The 25,837-nt window shown below is 70.4% G+C and carries 30 protein-coding genes; 3 read left to right on the forward strand and 27 right to left on the reverse strand.

The genetic code is table 11. The annotated features are described in order from the left end of the window. Nucleotides 1-32: 32 nt before the first annotated feature. The 7 genes from STH_RS09725 to STH_RS19165 form a co-directional block, all read right to left on the reverse strand. A complete protein-coding gene (locus tag STH_RS09725; RefSeq protein WP_011196063.1) occupies nt 33-776 on the reverse strand; it encodes a sugar isomerase domain-containing protein in 744 nt (247 codons plus the stop codon). Nucleotides 777-791: 15 nt separating this feature from the next. After that, nucleotides 792-1,997 (reverse strand): N-acetylglucosamine-6-phosphate deacetylase, encoded by a 1,206-nt coding sequence (gene nagA, locus STH_RS09730; RefSeq protein WP_011196064.1) that lies wholly within the window; start codon nt 1,995-1,997, stop codon nt 792-794. Next, a complete protein-coding gene (locus STH_RS09735) occupies nt 1,994-3,286 on the reverse strand; it encodes a hypothetical protein (RefSeq protein WP_011196065.1) in 1,293 nt (430 codons plus the stop codon). Before STH_RS09735 ends, nagA begins: the two co-directional genes overlap by 4 nt. A 12-nt stretch (nt 3,287-3,298) precedes the next feature. After that, complete coding sequence (locus STH_RS09740; protein ID WP_043713870.1) at nt 3,299-3,790, reverse strand: PTS system mannose/fructose/N-acetylgalactosamine-transporter subunit IIB; 492 nt, start codon at nt 3,788-3,790, stop codon at nt 3,299-3,301. A gap of 31 nt (nt 3,791-3,821) precedes the next feature. Continuing rightward, entirely contained in the window at nt 3,822-4,220 is a 399-nt protein-coding gene (locus STH_RS09745) for a PTS sugar transporter subunit IIA (protein ID WP_011196067.1), read from the reverse strand. Nucleotides 4,221-4,285: 65 nt separating this feature from the next. After that, entirely contained in the window at nt 4,286-5,140 is an 855-nt protein-coding gene (locus tag STH_RS19160; protein ID WP_011196068.1) for a PTS system mannose/fructose/sorbose family transporter subunit IID, read from the reverse strand. Beyond that, complete coding sequence (locus STH_RS19165; protein ID WP_011196069.1) at nt 5,133-5,876, reverse strand: PTS mannose/fructose/sorbose/N-acetylgalactosamine transporter subunit IIC; 744 nt, start codon at nt 5,874-5,876, stop codon at nt 5,133-5,135. The genes STH_RS19160 and STH_RS19165 overlap by 8 nt, the downstream gene beginning before the upstream one ends. A 403-nt stretch (nt 5,877-6,279) precedes the next feature. On the opposite strand from STH_RS19165, the gene STH_RS09760 reads away from it, so the two are divergent. Then, nucleotides 6,280-6,876, forward strand: a complete 597-nt coding sequence (locus STH_RS09760; protein ID WP_050742214.1) for a DUF3794 domain-containing protein — start codon at nt 6,280-6,282, stop codon at nt 6,874-6,876. A 47-nt stretch (nt 6,877-6,923) separates the two neighbouring features. On the opposite strand, the gene STH_RS09765 is transcribed toward STH_RS09760, so the two are convergent. From STH_RS09765 to STH_RS09850, 18 genes are all read right to left on the reverse strand, one after another. Then, complete coding sequence (locus STH_RS09765; protein ID WP_011196071.1) at nt 6,924-7,685, reverse strand: hypothetical protein; 762 nt, start codon at nt 7,683-7,685, stop codon at nt 6,924-6,926. A 115-nt stretch (nt 7,686-7,800) separates the two neighbouring features. Continuing rightward, a complete protein-coding gene (locus STH_RS09770) occupies nt 7,801-8,244 on the reverse strand; it encodes a hypothetical protein (RefSeq protein WP_011196072.1) in 444 nt (147 codons plus the stop codon). Between the two features lie 59 nt (nt 8,245-8,303). After that, complete coding sequence (locus tag STH_RS09775) at nt 8,304-9,377, reverse strand: isocitrate/isopropylmalate family dehydrogenase (RefSeq protein WP_011196073.1); 1,074 nt, start codon at nt 9,375-9,377, stop codon at nt 8,304-8,306. A 167-nt stretch (nt 9,378-9,544) separates the two neighbouring features. Beyond that, nucleotides 9,545-10,471, reverse strand: a complete 927-nt coding sequence (locus tag STH_RS09780) for a pseudouridine-5'-phosphate glycosidase (RefSeq protein ID WP_011196074.1) — start codon at nt 10,469-10,471, stop codon at nt 9,545-9,547. Between the two features lie 8 nt (nt 10,472-10,479). After that, nucleotides 10,480-11,571, reverse strand: a complete 1,092-nt coding sequence (aroB, locus tag STH_RS09785) for a 3-dehydroquinate synthase (RefSeq protein WP_242654527.1) — start codon at nt 11,569-11,571, stop codon at nt 10,480-10,482. Beyond that, nucleotides 11,568-12,092, reverse strand: a complete 525-nt coding sequence (locus STH_RS09790) for a shikimate kinase (RefSeq protein WP_011196076.1) — start codon at nt 12,090-12,092, stop codon at nt 11,568-11,570. The genes aroB and STH_RS09790 overlap by 4 nt, the downstream gene beginning before the upstream one ends. A 61-nt stretch (nt 12,093-12,153) precedes the next feature. Continuing rightward, on the reverse strand, nt 12,154-13,329 hold the full coding sequence (gene aroC, locus STH_RS09795; protein ID WP_011196077.1) for a chorismate synthase: 1,176 nt from the start codon (nt 13,327-13,329) through the stop codon (nt 12,154-12,156). A 28-nt stretch (nt 13,330-13,357) separates the two neighbouring features. Beyond that, nucleotides 13,358-14,002 (reverse strand): prepilin peptidase, encoded by a 645-nt coding sequence (locus STH_RS09800; protein WP_011196078.1) that lies wholly within the window; start codon nt 14,000-14,002, stop codon nt 13,358-13,360. Further along, entirely contained in the window at nt 13,999-14,883 is an 885-nt protein-coding gene (locus STH_RS09805) for a shikimate dehydrogenase (RefSeq protein WP_011196079.1), read from the reverse strand. The genes STH_RS09800 and STH_RS09805 overlap by 4 nt, the downstream gene beginning before the upstream one ends. Before the next feature lie 115 nt (nt 14,884-14,998). Then, on the reverse strand, nt 14,999-15,508 hold the full coding sequence (locus tag STH_RS09810) for a YqeG family HAD IIIA-type phosphatase (RefSeq protein ID WP_011196080.1): 510 nt from the start codon (nt 15,506-15,508) through the stop codon (nt 14,999-15,001). Nucleotides 15,509-15,633: 125 nt separating this feature from the next. Next, entirely contained in the window at nt 15,634-16,698 is a 1,065-nt protein-coding gene (locus STH_RS09815; RefSeq protein WP_011196081.1) for a hypothetical protein, read from the reverse strand. 3 nt (nt 16,699-16,701) lie between these two features. Next, on the reverse strand, nt 16,702-18,054 hold the full coding sequence (locus tag STH_RS19710; RefSeq protein WP_011196082.1) for an ABC transporter permease: 1,353 nt from the start codon (nt 18,052-18,054) through the stop codon (nt 16,702-16,704). Further along, nucleotides 18,051-18,503, reverse strand: coding sequence for an ABC transporter permease subunit (locus tag STH_RS09825; protein WP_043713872.1), 453 nt, complete (start codon nt 18,501-18,503; stop codon nt 18,051-18,053). The genes STH_RS19710 and STH_RS09825 overlap by 4 nt, the downstream gene beginning before the upstream one ends. A 66-nt stretch (nt 18,504-18,569) precedes the next feature. After that, nucleotides 18,570-19,016: a hypothetical protein gene (locus STH_RS09830; RefSeq protein WP_011196084.1), complete on the reverse strand. Its 447-nt coding sequence runs from the start codon at nt 19,014-19,016 to the stop codon at nt 18,570-18,572. A 170-nt stretch (nt 19,017-19,186) separates the two neighbouring features. Next, nucleotides 19,187-19,852 carry an RNA polymerase sporulation sigma factor SigK gene (gene sigK, locus STH_RS09835; RefSeq protein ID WP_420834791.1) on the reverse strand — a complete coding sequence of 222 codons (666 nt, stop codon included), beginning with the start codon at nt 19,850-19,852 and terminating at the stop codon, nt 19,187-19,189. Nucleotides 19,853-19,954: 102 nt separating this feature from the next. Beyond that, a complete protein-coding gene (locus STH_RS09840) occupies nt 19,955-20,857 on the reverse strand; it encodes an ABC transporter permease (RefSeq protein WP_011196086.1) in 903 nt (300 codons plus the stop codon). Beyond that, on the reverse strand, nt 20,854-21,771 hold the full coding sequence (locus tag STH_RS09845) for an ABC transporter ATP-binding protein (protein ID WP_011196087.1): 918 nt from the start codon (nt 21,769-21,771) through the stop codon (nt 20,854-20,856). The genes STH_RS09840 and STH_RS09845 overlap by 4 nt, the downstream gene beginning before the upstream one ends. 35 nt (nt 21,772-21,806) lie before the next feature. Next, nucleotides 21,807-22,328 (reverse strand): hypothetical protein, encoded by a 522-nt coding sequence (locus STH_RS09850; protein ID WP_043713873.1) that lies wholly within the window; start codon nt 22,326-22,328, stop codon nt 21,807-21,809. A 258-nt stretch (nt 22,329-22,586) separates the two neighbouring features. Between STH_RS09850 and STH_RS09855 the strand changes: the two genes are divergently transcribed. Both STH_RS09855 and STH_RS09860 read left to right on the forward strand, forming a co-directional pair. After that, nucleotides 22,587-23,102, forward strand: a complete 516-nt coding sequence (locus tag STH_RS09855; RefSeq protein ID WP_043713874.1) for a hypothetical protein — start codon at nt 22,587-22,589, stop codon at nt 23,100-23,102. Between the two features lie 136 nt (nt 23,103-23,238). Continuing rightward, nucleotides 23,239-23,661, forward strand: coding sequence for a GNAT family N-acetyltransferase (locus tag STH_RS09860; RefSeq protein ID WP_011196090.1), 423 nt, complete (start codon nt 23,239-23,241; stop codon nt 23,659-23,661). A gap of 595 nt (nt 23,662-24,256) precedes the next feature. Here STH_RS09860 and STH_RS09865 read toward each other — a convergent pair. Both STH_RS09865 and STH_RS09870 read right to left on the reverse strand, forming a co-directional pair. Then, nucleotides 24,257-24,973, reverse strand: a complete 717-nt coding sequence (locus tag STH_RS09865; protein WP_011196092.1) for a CBS domain-containing protein — start codon at nt 24,971-24,973, stop codon at nt 24,257-24,259. Nucleotides 24,974-25,180: 207 nt separating this feature from the next. Next, nucleotides 25,181-25,804, reverse strand: a complete 624-nt coding sequence (locus tag STH_RS09870; RefSeq protein WP_011196093.1) for a hypothetical protein — start codon at nt 25,802-25,804, stop codon at nt 25,181-25,183. Nucleotides 25,805-25,837 lie beyond the last annotated feature (33 nt).

Genomic DNA, 25,837 nt, shown 5'->3' on the forward strand with positions numbered 1-25,837 from the left:
ACCGCAGATGTGAACGAAACGCGCGGTCCGGCTCAGATGCGCCCCGCGTAACGGGCCTTCAGGGCCTCGTTGTGCTCATCCGAACCGTCCACGTTGGCGCTGATGTACACCGGCGGCGTCTGCCCGGCGGCCACCAGCCGGCCGATCACCTCGGCGGTCAGCCCCTGGGCGATGAGGGCACCCGTGATAGACGAGACCGCGCAGACCTTGACGGGGCTGCCCTCCACCTCCAGCAGCGCGTCGCCAAGCGGCCCGCAGTTGTCGATCACCACGTCCGCGAACTCGTAGAGCCGCTTGCCGCTGGGGTGGCGCGAGGTGACCGAGGTGGTGTGCGCCATCGAGGTGACCACGATCAGCTTGTGGCCCCGGCGCTTCACCTCCGCGGCCATCTCCACCGTGGAGCCGTTGCGGCCCGAGTTGGAGACGATGATGAAGATGTCCTCGGGCCGGATGTCGTACTGCGCCAGGATCTGGTGCGCGATCTCAGGCTCCCGCTCCAGGTACGGGTTCTTCCGCTCCTCCACCGGATAGACCCCGTTGAGGAAGAGGATGTCCTCCTCGATGGCGTGGGCCGGGACCAGCCCGCCGGCCCGGCCGGCCATCTCCAGGGCAAACGCCCGGGAGTGGCCCGTGCCGAACACCTGGATGACGCCGCCCTTCATGACCGTCTCCGCCAGCAGCTCGCCCGCCCGCTTGATGGCCGGCAGCTGGGTCGCCTTCAGCCGTGCGATCGCCTCGTCCGCCGCCTGGTAGAACCGTTCCGCCGTGATCGTCATGTCCGTTGCCCCCTTCTACTCGTCGATCGCCTTTGCCTCCGGGTTGTACGCGGGAGGCGGATCCCCCGGCCGGCGCACCACCCGGCCCTCGACGACGCACCAGGCCACCTGCCAGCCCGGGCCGATGGCCACCAGGTCGGCGTCCTTGCCCGGCGCCAGGCTGCCCTTCCGGTCGGCGAGCCCGATGGCGCGGGCCGGAATCAGGGACGCCATCCGCACCGCCTCCGCCCACGGCACCCCGAGCACCTCCACCAGGTTGCGCAGGCCGTGGAGCATCAGCTTGGTGGATCCCGCGATGGTGCCGTCGGCCAGCTTCGAGTAACCCTGCTCATCGATGTACAGGTCCCGGCCCCAGAGCAGGTAGTGGCCGGGCTTCAGCCCCGCCGCGGGGATCGCGTCGGAGATCAGGGCCACCCGGTCCGGGCCCGCCGCCCGCAGCGCGATCCGGACCGCCGCGGGGTGCACGTGCAGCAGGTCGCAGATGATCTCGCAGGTCACCCGGTCATCGGTGAGATACGCCCCCACCGCCCCGGGCTCCCGGTGGTGCAGCCCGCGCATCGCGTTGTAGGTGTGGGTAGCCAGCGAGACCCCGGCTTCGATGCCCGCCACCGTCTCTGCGTACGTCGCGTCGGTGTGCGCGCCTGCCACCGTCACCCCCTGCGCGACGAGGTAGCGGATCAGCTCCGGGGCGCCGGGCAGCTCGGGCGCCAGCGAGACCCGCCGCACCGTGCCTCCGCCGGCCGCCAGCAGCCGCTCGGCCTCGGCGACGGAGGGCGTGCGCAGGTTGTGGATGTGCATCGCCCCGGGCCGCTTCGGGTTCAGGAACGGCCCCTCCAGGTGGAGGCCCAGGATGGCGGCGCCGTCGTATTCCGCCTCCGTGGCCGCCCGGACCTGCCGGGCCACCTCCTCCAGCTCCTCCAGGGGCCGCGCGGAGGCGCTGGGCAGGAAGCCCGTCACGCCGAAGCCGGCCAGGAACCGGCCGAGCCCCTGCAGCAGCCCGACGTCCGCCCCTTCCACGGGCCACCCGCCGGCGCCGTGGATGTGCAGGTCGATCATGCCCGGGATCAGGTCGCAGTCCGGCAGGTCCACCCTATCGACGCCCTGCAGCTCCGCCGGGACCGGCCCGGCCTCCACCGCGGCGATGCGCCGGCCGTCCACCAGCACGTAGCCGTCGACCAGGCCGCCCTCGGCGTGGATCCGTGAGCACGTAAACAGCATCATGCGCCCGCCACCTCCGCCTTCAACTCGCTCAGCAGGTCCGCCGCCGCGTCCACCAGCCGCTCGCCGGAGCCGGGCTCGCTGGGGGCCGAGAGCGCCTCGTACCCGCCCCGGGCGAAGGCCGCACGGTCAGGGATGTAGCCGCAGTAGCCGTTGCCGTAACCCGCCACCAGGGTGACCGCGAAGGGCGAGCGGGACCGGATCGCCTGGCCCAGCGCCGAGAAGGGCTCACCCGCCAGGCTGACCAGGGCCGCGTCCCCGATCGCGAACGCCTGCACCTCGCAGTTCAGGTCGACGGGGATGCCCTCGGTGGCGTACCGCAGCGCCAGCTCTGCACCCTGCAGCGCCGTCTGGGCGATGCGGAGCTCGGCGTGGGAGGCCCCGGCCGCCTCCAGTTCCGCCACGCGCGCCCGGGCGGACTCCACCTGGAGGGCCGCCTCCTCCGCCGACGGGAGTCGCCGCGCCTCCAGGCGCACGACCCGGGAGCGCGCCCCCAGCCGCAACGGCCGGCTGAGGGAACCGCCCTCCGGTCCGCCCAGCCGGCCCAGGGCCGTCAGCGCGGCGCCGGCCAGCAGCCAGCCGTGCCGCTCCACCTCGGCAAAGGACTGCTCCCGCCGGGTAAAGCGGGCGCTGACGTCGCCCGCGCACCCCTGGGCGAACCCGACCCAGACGTCGTCGCCCAGGGCGCGCCGCAGGGCCGCCACCGCAGCCCCCGGCCAGTCGGCGGAGATGAGCCGGTTCTCCGGGCCCATCACCGTCGGGTGGCAGCCGTAGTTGAGGAGTACCGCCCGCGGCCGGCCGCCCGCCAGCAGCGCGAGCAGCCGCAGCGTCGGGTCGAAGGGCAGGTCCGGATCGGTGCGGTTCTTGCCCAGCCCCTCCACCGGTGCCTCCGCCCAGGCCAAGTCCACCTCGGCCATCTGCCGGGTCGCCTGCAGGAGGCAGCCGGCCAGCTGCAGGGGCAGCCACGCCCGGTACTCGGGCGGGGACGGGTGGGTGCTCCAGTCGCCGGGTGACGGGCCGGAGTGGGTATGGGACGCCAGGAGCATCACCCGCTCCGGCGGGATGCCGGTGAGCTCCGCGGCCCGGGCCCGCGCCGCCTCCACCACCGGCCGCTCCAGGTGCAGGATGTCGCAGGTGATGATCCCCAGCCGCTCACCGCCGGCCTCCAGGACCAGCGCCCGCGCAAAAAGGGGGTCGTGCACCCCCTCGGCCGGCCCGGACCGAGCCGCATAGCCCCCCATCCCGCAGGGGATGGGCGGCGTGATGATCGCACAGTGGTGTCCGGCCTTCATGTTCCGGCCCCCTCACAGCCCCTTCTTGGCGATCAGCTCAATGAAATCGTTCTTCGGATCGGCGGGCACCATGCGGCCGGTCAGCTCGTAACCACGCTTGACGATCTCGCGGTAGATCGCCGCGTCCTCCGGCGTCACCGCGCAGGTGCGGGTGACCATCGTGAACTTGGTGCCAGGGATCGGCGCCTGGTTGCCGACGTTGATCTCCTGCGGCTTCAGGCCGCCGTCCAGGAGCGCCAGCGCGTCGGACGGGAACTTGGCGATGATGAAGATGCGCTCCTGCTCCGCCTCGGGCGAGGCGCAGTAGGCGAGCGTATCCGCCACCGAGAGCACCGACGTCTTCACGCCGCGCGCCGCGGCCGGCAGCATCATCTTCTGAATCGGATCCTGCGCGACCTTGTCGTTGCAGACGATCATGTGGTCGGCGCTCAGGTGGCTCGCCCACGCGACCGTGACCTGACCGTGGATCAGGCGGTTGTCGATGCGCATGTGGACCACGGGCATACGTCTCTCTCCTCCCGATCGTGAGATCTGATCAACCCCGGCCGAGCACGTCGGCCAGGCGCAGGGCACCGGAGGCGCCCGCCTGCACGGCGGTCTGCGCCAGCTCCGAAAGCGTCTGGCCGTCGCGCAGGGTCAGGACCTCCAGCAGCATCGGCAGGTTGGCGCCGCAGACCACCTCCACGCCGGGGCGCAGCAGGTACGCGGACGTGTTGGCGGGGCTGCCGCCGAACAGGTCCGCCACGATCAGCACGCCGTCGCCGGAATCCACCCGGGCCACCGCCTGCTCCATCGCCTCGCGGAACTGGTCCATCTCCTGGGCCGGCTGCAGCTCCAAGACGGCCACCTGGGACTGCTCCCCCGCGATCATCTCGGCGGCCTGCAGAAGGCCCGATGCCAAGGGACCATGGCTGATCAGCACGATGCCGATCACCGGTCTCACCCCCTTACGTGGCGGCGGGGGGCGGGGTCAGGTCCCCGCCCCCCCGGTGCCGTGCATTACAGGATGCCCAGATAGCTGCAGGCGAAGGCGAGAACGGTCAGCCACAGGAGCACCTTGATCGGCGACTGACGGCGGGCCTTCAGCAGCCAGTAGGCAAAGCCGACGATGAGCAGCGGGATCATGTACGGCAGGATGGAGTCGAGCGCGGGCTGCAGCTCCACGACCTTCTCCGTGAGCTGCCCGTCCACGGTAACCTGCCGTACGAACTTGATCGGCGTCGTCACCTTCGCCATGATGGACGGAACGAAGCCGCCCACCACGATCAGGCCCATGATGGTCGCGCCCTCGGTGACCTTCTCCAGCGCGCCGCCGGCCACGGTGGTGACCAGGCTGACGCCCTGCTTGTAGCCCCAGGTGACCTGCGGGAACTTCAGGCCGAACCAGCACAGGCCGAAGATGAACATGATCAGCGGGCCGGCCCAGCTGCCCTCCATGGCCAGCGAGGCGGCCAGGACGGCGACGATCGGGCGGAGCAGAATGGCCTGAATCGTGTCGCCGATGCCGGCAAACGGGCCCATCAGGGCCACCTTCAGGCTGTCGGCGACCTCGCCCTGCCCCTTCTCCTCCAGGGCGCAGGCGGCGCCGAAGATGATGGGCGAGCCGACCGCCGGGTTGGTGTTGTAGAACACCAGGTGCCGCTGCATGTTGGCGATGAGCTCTTCCTTGGTGCGGGAGACCCGCTGCAGGATCGGCAGGATCGACCACATGAAGCCCAGGGCCTGCATGCGCTCGTAGTTCCAGGACCACTGGAGCGTCAGGTTGTGCCGCCAGGCGGCCTTCCTGAGGTCAGCGGGGGTTACCGGGCCGTACTCCGGCAATACCTGGCTCTGGTCTACCTGCGTGTTAGCCACGAGCCCGCACCTCCTTCAGGTTGAGGTAGAGGATGCCGACGGCGACAGCGGTGAGCGCGATGCCGATCATGGGCACCTTCAGGTAAGCGAACAGGACGTAGCCCAGCAGGGCGAACGGCCAGTACTTCTTCAGCGGCATCATGGTCAGCAGTAGGGCGAAACCGAGGGCCGGCAGGACGGCGCCGGTGACCCGCATGGCGTTCATGACGTGGTCCGGCATCCAGTTGATGAAGTTCTGCACGGGCTCTGCGCCCAGCCAGACCGCAAGGAAGACCGGGAAGAACCGTGTGAGGCCCCAGGGCAGCTGGCCCAGCAGGTGCCACCAGGTGACCGCGCGCACGTTGCCTTCGGCGACCGCCTTGTCGGCGCCGTGGATGAACAGCGTCGTGGTGGCGCGGCCCAGCACGTCCAGCTGGGTCATGAGCAGCGCCGCCGGCACCGCGATGGCGAGGCCGCCCTCGACCCCCACGCCCGGCAGTGCGCCGAACGCGGTGCCGAGGATGGCGCCGGTCATGAAGTCGGGGATCGTCGCACCGCCGTAAGTCCACATGCCGAGGGACATGAGGGTCAGCGTCGCGCCGATCGTGAGGCCCATCTGCACATCTCCGACGATGAGTCCCGTAACCGCGCCGACGATGAGCGCCTCGTGCCAGAAGACGCTGGCACCCAGATTCATCACGACCGCAATGTACGCGATGATTCCCAGGAGCAGTGCAATCCCAATGCCATACGTCAACGCAACACACCTCCGGTCCTAGTTTGATCCTCCAGATGGACACGTCGCCGGGCCGAGGCCGCGCTTCCCTCCTTTCCCAGGCGCTGCCCGGCGGGTGTGTGGGCTGGACGACACGGTTCAGGATCCTAGGGTCATAGCTTTATCATTTTATGCGGTCGATACAGTCTTCATAGTACCGGTTCTGTCTAGGGCAGAAAAATCCTCCAACAGTCCCTCACTTTCTCAAGTTCGATACTAACGGGTTCCTTCCGGTGCAGCAGCAGCCCCTAAGGATCAGTACGACCGTGCTCCCCATTGCGGCTCCGACCGGGAAGGTTGACGAAAACGTACGTTATGTGACCTGGGTCCGCGGCGGCGCATAGGATGGGGTGTACCGGTACGGTCCAAAGGAGGTCGCGACGGGTTGAAGGACAACGGATACGTGATTCAGACACCCGTGGTGGTGAACGCCAACACGGCGCAAGTGCTGGTTGTGAGCGAGATTCCGCTGACGCCCCCGGCCTTCAAGATCGACCACATCGACAAGCTGGTCGAAGTGGACGACTGCGTTGCGGCATGTGACAAGGTGATCATCAACGGCCGCCTGATCAAGAACATCACGTACAAGACGGCGAAGGAGTGGGACCACAAGGGCGGCCTGAACCGCGTCTGCGGCGACGTGCGCCACTGCACCGTCGAGATCCCCTTCCACCTCTTCATCGATGTGCCCGGCAGCCGCGACGGCGATGACTGCGAGATCGAGGACGCCATCGTCGCCGGCGAGTTCGACAAGCTGGTGGACCGCAACCGGGACGGCACCTTCTCCAAGCTGCTGGAGAAGTCGGTCATCAAGGTGCGGGCCAAGGTGGTGCGCCGCAGGTGGCTGAAGGTGAACGCCCAGGACGTCACCCCCAGGCGGCTGCGCTGCCCCGAGACGTCGGAGGTGGTCACCGTCCCGGGGCTGGACATCCCGACGCAGGACAAGGGCGACAAGCCCTTCGCCCCCGGGGACGAGTGGTAGGAAAAAACGAACGGGCGGGGGTCGCTTCTCCCCCGCCCCGTGCGCGCCTACTCGAACTTCAGGCCGGCGATGCCCATCTGGGCCATCACCAGCTGATCGCCCAGCGGCACCCCCTCGTAGGGGTGCAGCGTGACCACGATCCGCACCCGCTTCACGCCGTCCAGCGGCACCGAGAACGGCACGGGGTCGGACTTGGTCGTGAGGTCCGGGCTGGTGTAGATGGGCCGGTTCAGCTCATTGAGCACCACCAGGCGGCCCACGCGCCGCTCGCCGGCCAGCCCGAAATACTGGTGCGGCACGTAGAGCGTGCCGCTCATGCGGCCGACGCCCGCCGGCAGGTCGTAGTCGGCCCACAACTGCGAGGTCACGCCCCGCTTGTCCTCCACGTCGCCCCCCGGGGCGACCAGGGTGACCACGGTGGCCGCCGGCATCTCCTCCCCCTGCAGGCTGAGGGCCCGGTCGGCGAAGAACTGGACCTTGAAGCTGCCCTCCCCCTGCTCGGTCAGGCGGTTCCAGACCTCCGGGGTCTTCCCCGGGATCGCGCCCACGTAGATCGTGCCGTCCACGAACTCCACCGGGCGGCCCAGCGACTCCGCGATGAAGCGCAGCGGCACGTAGGTGCGGTTCTGATAGATGAAGCCCGCCTCGCCCCCCTGCGGCGTGCGCTCGATGCCGTCAAACACGTACTTCAGCGGCCGGAAGTGCACCGTAATCTGCCGCTCGTAGCCCGCCGCCACCGCCAGACCGCCGAACAGCACGGCCGCGGTCACGAAGCCGGCCACGAAGCCCATCATGCCGTGTCTCCGCAAAGCAGCGCCCTCCTCTACGGACGAGTTCTCCTAGTGGAATTCGTCCGGAGGAGGGCGTTTCCTGTCCGTCGCGCGGGCCGGGACACCTCCGGCAGCGTGCGCCGGCGGGGCGGCGTCAGCCGTGCTCGATCAGCCGCACCTGCCCCAGGCTCACCTGGGCTCCGGCGCCTGCGTGCAGCGTCACGCGCACCCCGGGGGAACCGGGCCCCGCCGCTTCGTAGCCGTCCGCGGCGCCGCCGGGCCAGCCGCGGTACCGGTCGTGTCCGGATCCGTCCGCCCGGCGCCCGCCGCTGCGAGGTCCATCTCCGGAGAGGCGGGCCTCCAGCCGGGCCACCCGCTCCTCCAGGGCACCGATGCGCCGGAGCAGGGACGCCGCCAGGTCCTCGTCGCCGGCGCGGGAACGTCCGGGTCGGTGCTCCGGCGGCCACCCGCGCCGGCCGGAGAGGCCGTCCCAGCCCCCGTCGCCCCGGTCGCCTGCGGGCCGCAGCCGCGAGGAGGTGCCGAAGCGCCCGTACCGGTCCGAGCGGAATACGATCGTGTCGCCGTGGGTGACGAACATGGCCGCTGCCCCCTCGCCCTCACCAGCCTATTCCGGCCGGCGCGGCGGGGTGCGCGGGCTCAGCGGGCCGGGACCGCCAGCTTCTCCTTCACCCGGCGGATCACCTCGTCGGTGAACTCGGTGGTCCGGGCGGTTCCGCCCAGGTCGGCGGTCCGCACGCCCTGCGCCACAGCCTGCAGGCAGGCTTCCTGGATCGCCGCGCCCGCACGCTGGTACTCCGGATCCGGCATCTGCTTCAGCAGAGCGCCCGCCGCAAGCTGCATCGCCAGCGGGTTGGCCAGGTTCTTGCCCTGCAGGCTGGGCGCGGTGCCGTGCGGCGCCTCGGCCATGACCACCCGCGGGTTGAACTGTTCGTCGAAGGCGATGAGCAGCGACTCCGATCCCGCGATGGAGCCGTAGAGCGCCAGCACCAGGTCAGACAGGATGTCCCCGTCCCGGTTGAGGCACGGGATGACCAGCGGCCGGGTCGCCCGCGCGATCAGCAGGGCGTACGCTGCGTCGATGAGCTGCGGGTCGTAGGGCACGTCCGGATTCCGCCTGGCCGCCTCGTCCATCGCCTCCTTCAGCAGTCCCTCGTAGGTCGGCGACACCGTCCACTTGGGGCCGCCGAAGACCAGCGCCCCCATCTGCCGCGCGAGGCGGAAGGCGAACTCGGCGGTGGCACGGCAGTTGCGGGCGGAGATGTAGGTGGTGCGGAACGCCCGCTCCTCATCGCCCTCGCCCTCGCGCCACTCCTTCGCCTCGTACGCATCCTCGGTCGCCATGCGCACCACCGCGATGGGCGCGGTGATTCCGCCGATGGTCTCGACCCCCGGCAGGGGCCGGCCGGTCCGCAGGATGACCGTGCCGTCGATCTCCCGCCGCAGGATGGCGTTGGGCGACCCCACGTCTCCCCGGCCCTCCGGGGTGATGGTCGCCGCCTTCAGTCCGTACCCGTGCTCCCGCATCGCCGCGGCCGCCTCGTAGACGACCCGGTTACTGGTCGCCCGGCGGTTCTCCAGGCTCAGGTCATAACGCACCAGATGCAGCGGCAAGCCGATCACGTCAGGGCTGAGAAGCCGAACGGCCTCTTCCAGCAGCTCCTGCCCGGTCTGGTCCCCTTCCAGTACCACGATGGTCGGAACGAATGCCATGTGCTTCAGCCCCCTTCCGTCACAATCCTAATCGGTGAGACGCCCCCTGTTAAGCCCCAATCGTTCCACGGTACAGAACGATGTTCTATTTCTCTTATGCCCTCGGGGAATGCCCCGCGCAAAACCCCCGTTCCCGTGACGGAACGGGGGTCGGCCATGTGCAGCGGCTACTTTCCGGCCTTCAGGGCGACGGCGATCTGCGCGCCCACCAGGGCGTTGTGCTTGACCAGCGCGATGTTGGTCTGCAGCGCCCGGCCGCTGGTGACCTCCTTCAGCCGGGCCAGCAGGTACGGGGTCACCGCCTTGCCGGTCACCCCCTCGGCCGCCATGGCCTTCAGGGCGTCCGCGATGTGCCGCTCCACCTCGTCGGGGTCCATGGCGTGCTCCTCCGGCACGGGGTTGACCACCAGCACGCCGCCGGGGAGCATGGTCTGCTGCCGCGCGTGGATGACGGCCGCGGCCTCCTCCGGCGTGTCCACCCGGGCGTCCACGCCGAACCCGGTGTCCCGGGTGTAGAAGCCGGGGAACCGGTCGGTCCGGTAGCCCAGCACCGTCACCCCCAGCGTCTCCAGAACCTCCAGGGTCGCGCCGATGTCCAGCACCGACTTGGCCCCGGCGCAGACCACCGTGATGTCCGTGCGGCCCAGCACGGTCAGGTCCGCGGACACGTCCCACATCTGCGCGGGGTCGCCCGGGCTCTTGCGATGGACACCGCCGATGCCGCCGGTCACGAACACCTCGATCCCCGCCGCCGCCGCGATGGTCGCCGTGGTGGCGACGGTGGTCGCCCCCAGGGACTTGCGCGCCAGCACCACCGGCAGGTCGCGCAGCGACACCTTCACCGCCTCGGGCGAGGTCGCGAGCAGCTCCAGCTCCTCGTCCGTCAGCCCCACCTTGCAGCGGCCGCCGATCACCGCAATCGTCGCCGGGACCGCGCCCTGGCTGCGGACGATCTCCTCCACCTCCCGGGCGGTGCGCAGGTTCTCGGGGTACGGCATGCCGTGGCTGATGATGGTCGACTCCAGGGCCACCACGGGCCGGTTCCGGTCCAGGGCCTCCCGAACCTCCGGCGTATACGACAACAGGTACTTCATCTGAATCCTTACCTCCTCAGCGCTTCCAGTCCCCACCGGATGGCATCGGGCGAAACGTCGGGCGTGACGACCACCTCGCCGGGCCGCACGGGCATCACCCAGTGGATCACTCCGCTCTTGATCTTCTTGTCCCGCCGCAGGAAGGGCTCCAGGTCCTTGGGATCCATGCCCTCCGGCAGCGTGGTGGGCAGGTCGAGGCGCTCCAGCAGACGCGTCAGCCGGAGCTCCAGCCGGCCCTCCTGTGCAATGCCGCTGTGCCGGGCGATGTGCGCCGCCGCAACCATGCCGACCGCGACGCACTCGCCGTGAAGCCAGCGGAACCCGATGGCCGCCTCCAGGGCGTGGCCCACGGTGTGGCCGAAGTTGAGGATCGCCCGCAGCCCCTTCTCGCGGGGGTCCGCGGCCACCACCTCGGCCTTGATCCGGCAGCTCTCCGCCACCACCCGCTCCAGCACCGCGGGGTCGCCGGCGAGCACGTTGCCCACCTGGACCTCCACGTACTTCAGGAATTCCTCGTCCCGGATGACCCCGTGCTTGACCACCTCGGCCATCCCGGCGGACAGCTCCCGCCGGGGCAGGCTCTTCAGGGTCTCCACGTCGGCCACCACCAGAGAGGGCTGGTGGAACGCCCCCACCAGGTTCTTGCCCTGGGGCAGGTCGACGCCGGTCTTCCCGCCGATGGACGAGTCCACCTGTGCGAGCAGGGTGGTGGGCACCTGCACCAGGGGGATCCCCCGCAGGTAGGTGGCCGCGACGAACCCGGCCAGGTCACCGACCACGCCGCCGCCCAGGGCGACGACCGCGCTGGTGCGGTCCAGCTCCGCCCGGACGCAGCTGCTGTACAGGCTGTAAGCCTGGGACAGCGACTTGGACGCCTCGCCGGCCGGCACCGTCACCCGGGCGGTGGTGATCCCGGCCTGCTCCAGAGCTGCGCGGGCGGCCTCCCCGTAGAGGGGCGCGACGTTGGCATCGGTCACCAGCAGGGCCCGCCGGGTCTCCGGCAGGTGCCGCCGCACCAGCGCGCCCAGCTGCGCCATCAGCCCGGCGCCCACGTAAATCGGGTAGCGTTCCTCGCCGAGTTCCACCCAGACCTCTGTCACCCGCGCTCTCCCCTTTCCTGTAGCTTTTCCATGATCTCTGCCACGACGTCCTGCAGCGAACGACGGTCCGTACAGATCCGCACGTGGGCGGCCTGGGCGTAGAACGGCCGGCGCGCGGCCGCCAGCGCCCGCAGCCGCCCCAGCGGATCAGGGCCGCTGAGCAGCGGCCGGCGGTGCAGCCCCTGCCCGCGGGCCCGGTCATACAGCGTTTCCGGCTCCGCATCCAGCCAGATCACGAACCCCGTGCGGCGCAGCGCCTCCCGGTTCTCCGTCCGCAGCACGGCGCCGCCCCCGGTCGCGATCACCTGGTTGTCGCCGGCGGCCGCCCGCGCCACCACCTCCGCCTCCCGGCGGCGGAACCCCTCCTCGCCCTCTGCGGCGAAGATGTCGGCGACGGTGCGGCCGGCGTCCGCCTCCACGAGCCTGTCCGTGTCCACGAAGGGCCGGCCCAGCCGCTCGGCCAGGAGCCGGCCCACAGCCGTCTTGCCGGATCCCATGAGTCCCACGAGAACGATGTTCACCGCACCGCCCCCCTGCCGCCGCGCGCTCCCGCGAGCCCGTCCGCGGGCGCCCCCCGGCCCGTCAGCGCCGGGCGATCTGTTCCAGGTACCCGCGGAAGTTGCGCAGGGCCTCCTCCAGCGAGTCGCCGCCGAACTTCTCGGCCACGAAACGGGCCAGCTCGAAGGCGGTGACGCACTCCGCGATCACCGCCGCGGCGGGCACGGCACAGACGTCGGACCGCTCGATGCCCGCCGCGGCCTCGACGTGCGTATCGATCTCCACGGAGCGCAGGGGCTTGTACAGCGTGGCGATGGGCTTGAAGGCAACCCGGACCACCAGGTCCATCCCGTTGGTCATACCGCCCTCCAGCCCGCCCGCCCGGTTCGTGTAACGGAAGTAGCCCCTGTCCGGACTCCAGCCGATCTCGTCGTGCACCTCCGAGCCCCGCCGCCGGGCGCCCAGAAACCCGTCGCCGATCTCCACGCCCTTGGCGGCCTGAATGGAGAGCAAGGCCGCCCCGAGGGCGCCGTCCAGCTTCCGGTCCCAGTGCACGTGGCTGCCCAGGCCCGGCGGGAGCCCCGCGGCCACCACCTCCACGACGCCGCCCAGCGAGTCGCCGTCCCGCTTCGCCGCGTCGATCTCCTCCACCATCCGGGCCGACGCCGCGGGGTCGGGGCAGCGCACGGGGCTCGCCTCCGCCCGGGCGACGATCCCGTCCAGGTCCAGCCCGGCCGGGGGCTGGGCCTCCACGGGGCCGATGGACCGCACGTACCCGGCCACCCGGATGCCGAACGGCGCCAGGTACTGCTTGGCCAGCGACCCCGCCGCCACCCGCGCCGCGGTCTCCCGGGCCGAGGCCCGCTCCAGCACGTTGCGCAGGTCGGCGTGATCGTACTTCAGGGCCCCCGCCAGGTCCGCGTGGCCCGGCCGGGGGCGCGTCCGCACCTTCTGCGCCGCCCGCGGGTCGGTGTAGGCCTCCAGCGGCGCAGGCGACATCACTTCGGTCCAGTTGAGCCAGTCCCGGTTCTCCACCAGCAGCGCGACCGGGCTGCCCAGGGTCTTGCCGTGCCGGATGCCCGACAGCACCTGCACCCGGTCCTGCTCGATCTTCATCCGCCCGCCCCGCCCGTAGCCGGACTGCCGCCGGGCGAGGTCGCGGTCGATGGCCGCCAGGTCCACCGGCACGCCGGCGGGCAGCCCCTCGACGATGGTCACCAGCGCCCGCCCGTGCGACTCGCCGGCTGTCAGGTACCGCAACACTCCGGGACCGCCCCCTTCCTATGCGTCATCCCGCGTACCAGTTCCAGATCTGGCTTCCCCACAGGATGGTGATCAGGCCGCCCGCGGCGAGGAACGGGCCGAAGGGGATGTGCCCCCTGCGCCCGACCCGCCGGGTGGCCAGCAGCACGGCCGAGGCCAGACCGCCCAGGAGAAACGCCAGGATGAGGGCCATGGCTACCCATCCCGCTCCCAGGAACAGCCCCATCACCAGGGCCAGCTTCACATCTCCCATGCCCATGCCGTCGGGCACGAGCACCGCGAGCAGGTAGAAGAACGCAAAGGCGGCCGCGCCGCCCCCCAGCGCAGAGAGCCACGTCTTCCCGTCGTACGGGAAGAGCAGCATCGCCGGCAGCCAGACCGCGAAGCCCACCAGCACCAGGTCGTTGGGGATAATGTGGTCCTGCAGGTCGATGAAGGCCGCTGCAAGGAGGATGGCCACCAGCGCCAGCTGGTGCCAGAAGTAAGGCGTGAGCCGGTGGAAGTAGCCGAGCAGCCCCGCCGCCAGCGCGATACCCGCGACCAGCGAGGCCGAGAGCCACCGCGGCGCCGGCCGGGTCAGCCAGCGGGGGGAGAACCGCACACCCAGATAGCCCAGGGCCGCCCCCAGGGCCACGCCCAGGAGGGCGGCGGGCCACGCCTGCCCGCTCATGGCTGTCCCTCCAGGGCCGCCAGCGCGGCCGTCCGCATCACGTCCACCGGGCCCCGCCGGCCGAACCAGTACTCCCAGGCGCAGGCGCCCTGGTGCACCAGCATCGCCAGGCCGTTGACGGTGATGAGCCCGTGCTGCCGCGCCTCCCGCAGGAGGCGGGTCTCCAGCGGCCGGTACACGGTGTCGTAGACCACGCAGTGGGCCGGGAGCAGCCCGACGTCCTCCAGCGGCGTCGACTCGGTGTCGGGCTCCATGCCCAGAGGGGTGCAGTTGACGACCAGGCCGGCCTCCGCGAGCGCGGCCCGGGCCTCCTCCGACCCCGGATCGGCCACCTCCGCCCGCACCGGGGTCTTGGCCCGGGCGAGATCGGCCGCCAGGAACTCGGCCCGCTGGCGGGAACGGTTGATGATCGTCAGGCGCGCCACCCCGGCCATGCCCAGGTGCAGGGCCACCGCCCGGGCGGCGCCACCCGCACCCAGCACCACGGCGTTCCGGCCGGCGACCCGCACGCCCCGCTCCTCCAGGCTGAGCAGGAAGCCCCAGCCGTCGGTATTGTACCCGATCAGCCGGCCGCCCCGGTTGACGATGGTGTTCACCGCACCCACCTGCCGGGCGGTGGGGGCCACGTCGTCCAGGTAGGCCATGACCGCCTCCTTGTGGGGAATGGTGACGTTGACGCCCAGGAGCCCCAGCGCGCGAATCCCGGCGATCGCCTTCTCCAGCTGGGAAGGCGGGACGTCAAAGGCCCCGTACATGGCGTGCATCCCCTGCGCGGCGAATGCGGCGTTGTGCATGGCGGGCGAGGCGGAGTGCGCCACCGGATGGCCCAGGATCCCCAGGATCCGCCCCGGACCCCGCGATGTGCTCCGACGCTTGGTCATCCCAGTCCCCCCTCCCGCGCCACAGCGGGTCTCTTCTCACCTTACTCCTTTCGGCGGTGCCCCCGGCGGAACCTGCCAACTATAGGCAGACCGGCTGGCCGCTCGCCAGCCGGACCTACTTCGGGGTGAGGAGACCCTGGCGGAACAGGTAACGGAGCACCCGCCGCTCGATCAGGCGCACGAGCCGGGTCCCGATGAATTCCCGCCGGTCGATGGGCACCACCAGGATGGTGTAGGCGCCGGCCCGGTTGCCGCCCAGGACGTCGGTGAACAGCTGGTCGCCCACCACCACCGTTTCGTGAGGCGCCACCCCCAGTTGCCGCATGGCCTGCCGGAACCCCTTCACGCGGGGCTTGGCGGCGCTGGGGACGAACGGGACGCCGGCCCGCGCGGCGAACTCGCCCACCCGCGGGCCGCTGTTGTTGGAGACGATGCAGGGCATGAGGCCGTGCGCCCGGACGGCTGCGAGCCACTCCAGCAGCTTCGGCGTCGGCGTCGGGTCATTCCACCGCACCAGGGTGTTGTCCAGGTCGAGGATGATCGCCCGCTTGCCCATCCGGCGCAGCCTGTCCAGGTCGATCTCGAAGATGGAGTTATGGTACTCCTGCGGTCGCAGGCCGCCCACAGGTCACACCTCCAGGCTCAGAGGGTCATTCTACCACAGGTGTGACCATGGGGAAACCCCCAGGTAGGGGCGATCCCCTCACCCCGTCACCGCGGCGGCCGCAGCGCAGCAGAGCCCGCGCCCGGTCAGGGCCCGTCCGCGCCGGTCCACACCGATTCCACCGGCCCTGCCGCCCAACCGGCGTCCTCCAGGGCCCAATGCTGCCGCACGACCCCGATGACGGTGCGGCCATCGCGGAACTGCAGCCGCTCCAGAACCAGCGCGACGCCCTCGTTGCGCTCCCAGTCCAGCAGCGACGCCTCGTACCGCACCAGCCCGTACCGGCGGGCGGCGGCCAGCCACGCCGACCACCCGTCCCGGTGCGCGGGGGAGGTCCGGCGGAGGAATGCCTCCACGTCCCCGCCGGCCGCGGCCTCCGCCCGCCGGGCGATGGCATCCGGCAGGCCCTCGGGCACCCGGGACTGCGCGGCCGGAACGTTCAGCACCGACGTGGCCTGCAGCTGCCGGTGCAGGAAGACCTCGAACTCGGCGGCGAGCGTTTCCGGCGTCTGTCCCAGCCGATCCGCCAGCGCACCCAGGCTCCAGCCCCGGCCGGGCGCCGGGCCCTGCAGCTCCTCCGCAGGAAGCCGGTCCTGCAGGAAGCGGACCAGTTCCGCAGCGGCCGTGGCGTAGGCCCGCTGCCCGGCCGCCCCCAGGGACTGGACCGGGGTGCTGAAGAGCGCCGCCAGGTCGGGCAGCGGCGTTCCGACCAGCCTCCGGGGGTCGGGGAGGTAGGGCAGGTCCCCTGCGGTACTCCGCTCGAAGAGCCCCATGGCGATCGGATCGATCAGGGCCACCGGCTGCCCGGACGCGGCGGCGGAGATGTGCTTGACGAACTCATAGCCCAGGTCGCGCTCCGTCTCCCAGCGCATGAGCCCCCGCAGAAACTCCGGCGACAGCCGCAGCGGATCGCCCGGATTGTACCAGGCCAGCGCATCCGGCGGGGCCGCGGCGCCCACCGCGGCGCGGAAGGCCTCGTGGCTCTCGTAGAGCCGGATCTGCGGACGCCCGGCCGAGGCCGCTTCCGGGAACAGCTCCAGCAGGCGGCCATAGGCGTGATCCGCGGCCGTGGCCAGGAAGTTCACCCGCTGGCGCAGGCTGATGGCCTCGACCGAGGGGTTCAGCGGGTCAAAGGCCGCCGTCACGTCCACGTGTTACCCGCGCAGGGTGTAGAGCTCCCGGTCCTCCACGTACCACGTGCCCAGGCGGCGCACCAGGTCCACAGGCCGGCTGAGGTGCAGCGGAGGGCTGTCGGCGAACGTGACCGTCATGGTGAGCCGGGCTTGCGCCCGGGCCCCCCGCAGCCGGACCTCCTCCATCGCCACGTCCACCGACTCCACCCGCTCCCCGGCCAGGGCGGCGGCCAGGAGGCGGGCGTCCGCCCGCAGCGCGTCGCTCCCGGGCGCCACGGTGCCCGCGTACCCCTCCGCATCCCCGGCGGAAAGCGCCGCCGCCTGCCGGGTTGCCAGGGCCTGGATTCCGGCCGCCCGGTCCCAGGGCAGCCCCTGGTAGTACCAGAGCAGGCCAAAGAGGGGCAGGGCCGCCAGCGCCCACCGCCACCTGCGCGAAAGCCGCCCCGTGGTGCGCTCCTTGATGCGGGCGACGGGGAGGTTGAGCCCCTCCAGCCCCTGGGAGAGCAGGGTGAAGCCGGTCACGGCGATGAGAAACGCCACCGCGGGCGGAAAGGCGATCCAGGGCCGGGAGAGCACCTGCAGACGGCCGTCGCTGAGCAGCGAACCCCACTCGGGAAGCCCGCTGACCTGGTACCACCTGTCCGGGTTCCGTGCGTCCCCCACCACCATGATCCCGCCGCCGAACAAGATGCCGAAGATGCCCATCTGCGCGATGACCGAGAGAGCCCGGGCCATCTCCGCGGCCACCAGGTGGAGCAGGGTCGGCCAGAGGTGGGGCAGCAGGTGGATGTGGAAGACGTGCCAGCGGCTCCCGCCGACGGCCACGGCCCCCTCCACGAAGGGCTCGGCCATCAGCTGTTGGAGCCTGCCCTTGAGCGTCACCGCGACCCGGGGCCACTCCACCAGGGTGAGCACGCAGGCGGTGAGCGCCACGTTGGGCCAGAGCCCGATGGTGTTCTTCACCGGTGACGACAGCAGAAGCAGATAGGTGACCAGGGGCGGGATCGCGGTGGTCATCACGTACAGCTTGTCCACCAGCCAGCCCAGGCGCCGGGGACCGTAGACCGCCGCAAAGGTCGCCGCAAGGCCGATCAGCATCCGGCCGGCCGTCACCAGGGCCGCAAAGAGCAGCGACCAACGAGTGCCGTAGACGACGCGGCTCCACACGTCGCGGCCCCACTCATCGGTCCCCAGCGGGTGACCGGGGCCCGGGGGGAAGGGCGGCCTGCCTTCCAGGATGCTGCTGCGGGCATCCCAGTAGTGGGGCGAGACGGCGGTGATCTCGTCGGCGAACACAGCTGCCAGCAGCAGCAGGCCGACCAGCAGTCCGCCTGCAATGAGGGGGAGGCGGGACCCCTTCTGCGCGGCGCTCACGGCAGATCACGCCCCCTCAGCCGCGGATCGACCACCCTGCGCAGAACCGAGACCGCGGCGTAGAGCAGGGCGAAGATCAGCCCGAGCGACGCGCCGGCGGCGACCAGCACCGGCACGTCGGGCGGCGGCAGCGACCTGCGCAGGTCGGCGACGAGGCCGGGAGGGCTGGCGGCGTCCTGGAGCAGGTTGGTCACGCCCGGGTAATGGAAGAGAAGCTCCACCACGAGGGCGTTGGAGAAGACGACGGTGAGCACGCCCGGCATGGCGTCCAGAATCGGGACGAGCGCGCCGGCCAGGGCGTGCTTGTAAATCACCACCCGCTCCGGCAGCCCCTTGGCGCGGGCGGTGCGGATGTAGTCCTGCCCGTAGACGCCGGCCATTGCCTGCGCGGTGATGCGGGCCACCGTGACCAGGGGGAGCAGCGCCAGACACGCGACCGGGAGCACCATGCTCGCAACCGGCCGTGCCTCATCCCAGGCCACGGGCAACAGGCGGAAGCCGGTCCGCTGGTAGAACTAAACCACCCCGATCGGCAGCAGCATCACCAGGAAGAAGTCGGGAACCCCCTGGAGCAGGCCGGTGAGCAGCGGCCCCACCGCCGAGCCCCGCCGCCGCAGCGCCTGGAAGTCCCGGAGTCCCTTGACCACCCCGAGCGGGAGGGCGAACGCCAACGAAATCGCGACCAGCCGGAGCGTGTTCAGGATGCGGGGCAGCAACAGCCCGGCCACGTCGTGGCCCCGGCGGTTGGTGCCGAGCGAGCCGGACCCAAGGGTCTGCAGGTAGGCCCGCAGGGTCTGGCCCCACTGTTCGGTGTCGACCTGGATCGTATAGCCGATGAGGCTGTCCGGATTCGGCGTCAGGTCCAAGGGCGGCATGGTGGCGATGAGGACCACGAAGAGAACGAGGAGCATCACGCCCGCGATTTCCCATACGGTTTCGGCAATCAGCTTGCGGACTCGCACGGTTGCGCCCCCAGTGCCAGCAGAGTTTGCCTAAGCTTCATCAAAACGCAGCGTCTTAGATATGCAATGTCAAAAACGAGTTCTAATATGCGGGCGGTTCCATTTCGCTGTCAGAGGACACGGCGCCGCGACAAGGGCCCGGTGCGCCGGCATCCGGGCCCTTCACCGATTCAGTTGCCATACCCCTCTTCGAAGAGCTCCCTGCAGAGCTTCATCACCGCCTTCTTCTCGATGCGGCTGACGTAGCTCCGGGAGATGCCGAGCATGCGCGCGATCTCCCGCTGGGTCTTGCGCGGGCCGCCGGCGATGCCGTAGCGCAGCTCCAGCACCTGCCGCTCCTTGCCGCCCAGCTTCTTCAGCTTCTCCCGCAGCTTGGACTCGTCCAGCCGCTTGCCCACCAGGTCGGGGACCACGTCCGGGTCGGAGCCGAGCACGTCGATGAGGGTGATCTCGTTGCCCTCCCGGTCCACACCGATGGGGTCGTAGAGGGAGACCTCGCCCCGCACCCGCTTCAGGCTGCGCAGGTGCATCAGGATCTCGTTCTCGATACAGCGCGCCGCATATGTAGCCAGGCGCGTGCCTCTTTCTGGTTTAAATGTGCCGATTGCTTTTATCAGACCGACGGTTCCAATGGAGATTAGATCATCAACATCCTCGCCTGTATTATCAAACTTCTTCACAATATGGGCGACCAGCCGCAGGTTCCGCTCGATCAGGACGGCCCGGGCCTCCTCGTCGCCGTTCTGGAGACGGGAAAGGTACTTCGCCTCCTCCTCTTCGCTGAGCGGCTGTGGGAACGTACCGGAGTTGGCCACGAACCCGGCCAGCAGCAGCATGCTGCGCACGATGGCTTCGGCCAAGGGTCCCAACATGGCAAGCACCGCTACCCCTCCCCTCCTGTGCGGGATAGGGTATGCGGCACCGGCTTGACCGGTGACTCAGCTCAGGATCTGCTGCCGTTGACCCAGGCGCAGGGCGGCGAGGCATGCCAGGACGGTCCAGCCGGCGACGACGGCCCAGGAAACCCAGGGCGCCGGCGCCGGAACCAGGGCCAGGGGCTCCCCCACCATGCCCCCGGGCAGGTAGACGAAGTGGTCCACCATCAGGTTGCCGTAGGCGATGCGGGGAAGCAGCCACCCCCACTCGGGCGTACCGATGACGAACGCCTCCACGTAAGGCAGCGCGAGGCCGACGAGCGCGCCGGCAAGGGCGCTGCGCGTGACCAGGGCGGCCAGCAGGCCGACCAGGCCGAAGAAGAAGAGGCCCAGGGCCGCCGTCAGCGCCTGCGCAAACAGGGGCGCCTTCAGCGGCGGCGGGGTCACCTCGCCGGCGAGCAGGAGGGCGTCCTGCGCTGCGCGCCAAGTTACCTGGCCGCTCAGGGCGCCGATCCCGGCGAAGAGCGCGGCCAGCCCGGCGCTGAGCAGGAGCAGCCAGGCGACCTTCGCCGCCACCATCGCCCCCCAGCCGACGTGCGCCGCCCGCGCCTTGGCCGTGCGGTGCCGGAACTCGTTGCCGACCAGTTGGGCGCCCCAGATGGGCAGCACCATCGTCCCCAGCACCGCCAGGATGGCCAGCAGGTAGTTGGGCCCCATGGCGGGATGGAGCAGGGCAAGCGTCCCCTGCAGCTCGGCGACGAGGTCGTCCAGGATGAGCTCGGCGAACTCGGCCTCGTAGGCCGCCCGCAGCGCGTGGATGCGCTCCGCGCTGCGCACCGCGTAGCGATAGGTGCCGAAGGGGCCGCCCCACACGCTCGCCGCGGCGAGCGCGAGCGTGAGAAGGGCCACCCAGCGGCCCTTCCACACCAGGCGGCCCTCCGTCCGCAGCAGCGACCACAGGCTCACGGCGCCACCTCCTGCTGCTCCTCCCCGTCATACAACCCCAGCCGGCGGAAGCTTTCCTCCAGCGTGGCGGCCCTAAGCTCCAGCGACTGGAGGGGGATCTCGGAGGCCCGGATCCGGGCCAGCAGCGCCTCGCCTTCGGCGCCGCTGGCGCACGGGATCTCCAGGCACGGCACGGGCCTCTCTGCCAGCACCTCGGCCTGCGGGAAGAGCGCCCGCAGCCGGTCGGCGGCAGGGGTGCGCACCCGCACCCGGGGCGGGTGGAGCCGCTGCAGTTCCGCCCGCGTTCCCGCGAACACCGCCGCGCCGTCCCGGATGACGACGATCTGGTCGGCCAGCTCCTCCAGGTTCTTCAGGTCCTGCCCCGTCACCACGATGCAGGCGCCCTCCGCCGCCAGCCGGCGCAGGGTACCGGCGACCGCGCCCCACGCCCCCGAGTCGAGCCCGACGGAGGGCTCGTCCAGGAGGAGCCAGGAAGGACGGCGCAGGAGGGCGGCCGCCACCGCCAGCCGCTTCCGCTGGCCGAAGGAGAGCCCGTCCGCCCGGAGCGGCAGCAGCGACCCCAGGTCCAGCTCGTCCACCAGGGCCCTGGCCGGAGCGGTCCGCAGCGGGCACCCGCCGGAGAGCACCTCCAGGTTCTCCGCGCCGGTGAGCAGGGGATAGACCGGAGCGTCGTCAAACACCGCCGCCAGCCGGGTCCGCACCCGTCCCGCCGGCCATCCGCCGAAAAGCACCGCACCGGAGGAGGGGTGCGCGAGGCCCGTGGCCACGCGCATCCAGGTCGTCTTGCCGGCGCCGTTGCGGCCCGCCAGCAGCGTGACGGAGCCCGGCACCGCCGCGAAGCTGAGTCCCCGCAGGGCCCAGCGCTCACCGAACCGCTTGGACAGGTCCCGGGTCACCAGGTCGAGGGAACGCATGGGGACAACCGCCCTCCTGTGCCGAAGATCAGGGTCTAGAAGTAGCTATAGCCGCCGTTGCCGTTCACCGTCGTGTAGATGCGGCTCGAATAGGAACTGCCCACCGGCCCCCACGGCGTGGGCACGCCGAACACGAACTGCACCTGCGTGTTGGAACGGCCGGTGCCGCCCTTGCCCGTGGTGTACCAGTCCCACTTGGCCGAGTGGGTCTTGTAGTTGTTCAGCGGGGCGGTCCACCAGTCGACGTCGATGCCGCGGGGGCTGCTGTAGAGCGTGCCGCCGCCGTACGTCCAGGTGGTCCGGGAGTAATGCTTGGCCACCGTGAGACCGGCCAGGCTCTTGAACGACCGGGTGATGGTCACCGTCTTGGTGTACTTGGTCGCCTGCGTGGAGAGCCCGCCGTCCTCCCGGCGGACGGAAACCTCCACCCTGTCCTCGATAAACTTGCTGTCCTGCGCCTGCGGCAGCCGGACCGCCGGCTGCGCCAGCGCCGTCGACCCCATGAGCAGGACCAGGCCCGCGGCCAGGGCGGGCACGAGCACGCGCCGCCTTGCCATTCCGCATCCCTCCGTATGTGGTTGAACTCCGCCCCGGGGCTGTTGCTCCATGATACGGCGAGGAACAGGAGTTGTCCATAAGTTCACCCTTTTCTACCCCGTGGCGAAACCAACCCATCTGCCTGCCGGGTCTCGGCCTGGGATACCCGACGCCCTCCGGAACCAGGGAGGCAAGACGCGCATCCAATTCCCAGAACAATCCTACGGCGATCGTCTTCAGGCGCAACGCGCCTGAACGGTTAAGGAGGAGATGTGCAGGTGGCGGGCGGTCGCGCAGGGCTGGAAGAGCTCCATCCGCTCCAGCTCACGGGGGCGCGGCTCGTGGCGGACTACCGGGCCGCCGGGCCCCTCGGGGCGGGCGCGATGTTCTCCGGCGGGACGGCGGTGCGGCCGCGCGCCTGTTGCGGCGGGCAGATCGGGGCGTCCTGTTCTGTTTACGACGAAGTCGATGGGGTCAGGCTGACGGACCTCCCGCCTCCCGAGGTCGAAGATCCTGGTAACACGCAGTGGAACCGGGTTCCGTGCCGCATCAGGTTGGAGCCGGTTCGCTCGACGCCCCACTGGGAGGACGCCCGGCCGGAGCTGGCCGGCCCCGGGCTGGGGGAGAACGCCTGGGAAGCCTACAACGCCGCGCGCCAGGTCTTCGCTCCGGCGCCGCAGGGTGGAGAGCCGGCCGGGCGGCTGGCCCGACTGGAGCCAGGGCCCGGAGTGGCCCTCGTGTCCGGGATGCGGCCGGCGCATGCGGCTGATCTGGCAGCTGGACTCCGAGCCTGACACGGGGCTCATGTGGGGAGATGTCGGGCGGGTCTACATCTTCGCCTGTCCGACCCCGTGCAGCCCGCAGTCCCTGGCACTGGTCATACAGTGCGGTTAGCCCACGAAGAAGAATCTGGGTGGGGAGGATTTTCGGTTGGAAGACCTGCGCATCCGGTTCGCAGGCCTCGAAGATGAAGAGACGTGCCGGCGGATGGATCCTTATCTGCCCGGGCCGGCCTTCGCGCACAAGATCGCCCTGCACGAGCTGCTCCTGGTGGAGCGCGCTGGCCGAACGATCGGATACGTGCGGCTGGAGTACATCTGGGGGAAGATCCCCTACATCGGCCTGATCTGGCTGGAGCCCACCCACCGGGGACAGGGCATCGGCCGGGCCGTGCTGGCGTTCGTCGAGGCCCACCTGCGGGAACGGGGATACACCTTTCTCCTTTCCTCTTGCCAGGTGAACGAGCCCGAACCGCAGGCGTGGCACCGGGCCGTCGGCTTCCGGGAGTGCGGCCTCATCGCGGGGATCAACGACGGCGGGATCGGCGAGGTGTTCTTCCGCAAGGAGCTCTGACGGAGGCGCCCGGGCCGGTCGCCGGACGGGCCGGGCGCGCCAGATGTGCTCGACCGTCTCCCGGATGAGCACCCGGCGTCCGTCCACCTGCCGCCACACCTCCAGCACGAAGGCGGATACGGTGCGCCCCCCGAGCTCCATGGGCTTCTCGTAGAACACCACGGCGCTGGTCTCGGACGGCATGCGGATGAGCCGGTTCACGCATCCTGTCCGGGCCCCCGGCGCGGCCTCGGCGGTGTGGCGGATGCCCGCGACCGCCTCGTCCGCTTCGAAGTAGTCCGCCCGCTCCCGGTCGGGCGTGCCGACGTACCCGTGGTAGGTCTGCCCGAACAGCTAAGCCAGCACATCGGTCTCTCCCGTCCGGTAGGCGCGCTCCATGATGGTCAGGTACCGGTCGTGCACGGCCTCCAACGCTTTCAGGGCGTCTGTCAACCTGCATCCCTCCGGCTACATTTCCTGCATGATTTCGTGTCTTCGCTTTTATTTCTGAATTACCCTTCGTTCGTTCGGCCGATCCGGGTTCTGGTCTGGCCGTTCCCAACAGTACAGCCCCGCCGCCATGCAGGCAGCGGGGCTGTGTCGATTCCGCGGGCCCTTACGACACGCCGGCCGGCGGGTGGAGAAGATCCCGCGGCGTGATGATACCCAGGAGCTCCTCGTCGTCCCGGCCGCTTGCGGTGATCAGGATGGCCTCCAAGGACGCCCGGCGCTTTCCCTTCGCCGGGGAGAGCAGCTCGACGGCGTCGTACCAAGTCGCGTCGCGGGCGACAAAGACCACCCGCCGCCCCTCGTACTCGTCGTGGCGCAGCACGTCACCCACGGTGACCCCGCCGAACTCGACGCCGCCGTTGTGCACCGAGTCGGCCAGCCACTGGGCGACGCAGCGGGAGGTGAGCAACCCGGCGAACCGCCGCTCCCGGTACACCGGGAACTGGGTGTAGTGGTACTCGCGGATCCACCGCAGAGGCTTGGCAATGGGGTCGTCCCAGGAGAGCCGCCGGACCTCCCGCCCGAACAGCGGGTATACCCGCGGCGGGTCGAGGATGATGTCGGCCAGCCGCTCGATGGCCTCGACGACCTCGGGACGGGGATCGGCGATGATGCGGGCGGGGAACTCCTTGTCGTGGACGATGGCGTTGCGCAGCGCGCCGAACTCCTTCAGGTCATCGGCGTACCGCCGGACCACGCTGTAACGCTTTGCGGCCTGATCCACCACGCTGGCGAAGCCGTAGCGGGTGCGGTCGATGTCCATGAGACCCCGCAAGTAGTCGTCGATGCGGTTGTAGGCCCGCAGAAACCGTTCCGCCGTCACTGCGCCTCACCTCACGGAAGAGGTACGGCGCAGTCCAGAAGATTTCCTACTTGACTTTGTGTCGCCCTATGCAAACGGTTCCTGGGTATGGAGTTGGTTGCACCCCCGGTCCCGATGCGGGACCGCCAGACCGCCGCGACCCGGTACGCGGGTGACGTCCCCATACGGGGCGAAGGGCCACCGCACCGGGGGTCGGCCACGGCCGGGTCACAGGGCGCTGACCAGGGTGCGGATCTGGTCCACGAACTCCCCTTCCCCCACCGAGGGAAACGCCCTCGGTGCAGCCTCCCACATGCTTTCGACCTGAACCTCCGCGTCCCTCAGGGCAAACCGCCACGGCTCCGCGACCCCGATCCAGCGCCCTTCCGCGTCGGCCGCCCTGTTCAGGAAGAGGATGTACCGGCCGCCGGATTCCATCTCCGGAGCGGGCGGCTCAGCCGGAATCCCTTCCCGACCGTGGGACAGGAACTTCCTGGCCTCGGTCACCAGGATCGTGTCGGGACCATCGCCTTTCAGGTACTCCTCCACCACAAATCGGTAGTCGTATCCGATGATCTCCAGGCTGGGGTGCGGCAGATCCGGGTTGTCCGGGTCCCGGGCCAGGTTGCGGGTGCCCTCCACCCCTTCCACCATCCCCACTGCGATCACCGACGCCTCCTCCACCAGTTCTTCCAGGGTGGTGTAGACCTGATAGTCAGCCCTGATCGCCACCGACCGCTCCAGGGAACCGAAGACCGCGGGCAGGCCGCCGTGCCCGCGGCTGTACCCGACCCAAATGGCCGCGCCCACCGCGACCGCCAGCGCGACCAGTCCTGCGATCCATTTCACCATCTCGCACCTTCCCCCCCCCCCCGCCACTGGTGG

The sequence above is a fragment of the Symbiobacterium thermophilum IAM 14863 genome (assembly GCF_000009905.1).
Classification (GTDB): domain Bacteria; phylum Bacillota; class Sulfobacillia; order Symbiobacteriales; family Symbiobacteriaceae; genus Symbiobacterium; species Symbiobacterium thermophilum.

Excerpts from the sequence above, each read along its gene's own strand:
- STH_RS09725 (WP_011196063.1), bottom strand. The coding sequence starts at position 776 with ATGACGATCACGGCGGAACGGTTCTACCAGGCGGCGGACGAGGCGATC.
- nagA (WP_011196064.1), bottom strand. The coding sequence starts at position 1,997 with ATGATGCTGTTTACGTGCTCACGGATCCACGCCGAGGGCGGCCTGGTC.
- STH_RS09735 (WP_011196065.1), bottom strand. The coding sequence starts at position 3,286 with ATGAAGGCCGGACACCACTGTGCGATCATCACGCCGCCCATCCCCTGC.
- STH_RS09740 (WP_043713870.1), bottom strand. The coding sequence starts at position 3,790 with ATGCCCGTGGTCCACATGCGCATCGACAACCGCCTGATCCACGGTCAG.
- STH_RS09770 (WP_011196072.1), bottom strand. The coding sequence starts at position 8,244 with ATGTTCGTCACCCACGGCGACACGATCGTATTCCGCTCGGACCGGTAC.
- STH_RS09775 (WP_011196073.1), bottom strand. The coding sequence starts at position 9,377 with ATGGCATTCGTTCCGACCATCGTGGTACTGGAAGGGGACCAGACCGGG.
- STH_RS09780 (WP_011196074.1), bottom strand. The coding sequence starts at position 10,471 with ATGAAGTACCTGTTGTCGTATACGCCGGAGGTTCGGGAGGCCCTGGAC.
- STH_RS09800 (WP_011196078.1), bottom strand. The coding sequence starts at position 14,002 with ATGAGCGGGCAGGCGTGGCCCGCCGCCCTCCTGGGCGTGGCCCTGGGG.
- STH_RS09805 (WP_011196079.1), bottom strand. The coding sequence starts at position 14,883 with ATGACCAAGCGTCGGAGCACATCGCGGGGTCCGGGGCGGATCCTGGGG.
- STH_RS09825 (WP_043713872.1), bottom strand. The coding sequence starts at position 18,503 with ATGGTGCTCCCGGTCGCGTGTCTGGCGCTGCTCCCCCTGGTCACGGTG.
- sigK (WP_420834791.1), bottom strand. The coding sequence starts at position 19,852 with ATGCTGCTGCTGGCCGGGTTCGTGGCCAACTCCGGTACGTTCCCACAG.
- STH_RS09845 (WP_011196087.1), bottom strand. The coding sequence starts at position 21,771 with ATGCGTTCCCTCGACCTGGTGACCCGGGACCTGTCCAAGCGGTTCGGT.
- STH_RS09850 (WP_043713873.1), bottom strand. The coding sequence starts at position 22,328 with ATGGCAAGGCGGCGCGTGCTCGTGCCCGCCCTGGCCGCGGGCCTGGTC.
- STH_RS09870 (WP_011196093.1), bottom strand. The coding sequence starts at position 25,804 with ATGGTGAAATGGATCGCAGGACTGGTCGCGCTGGCGGTCGCGGTGGGC.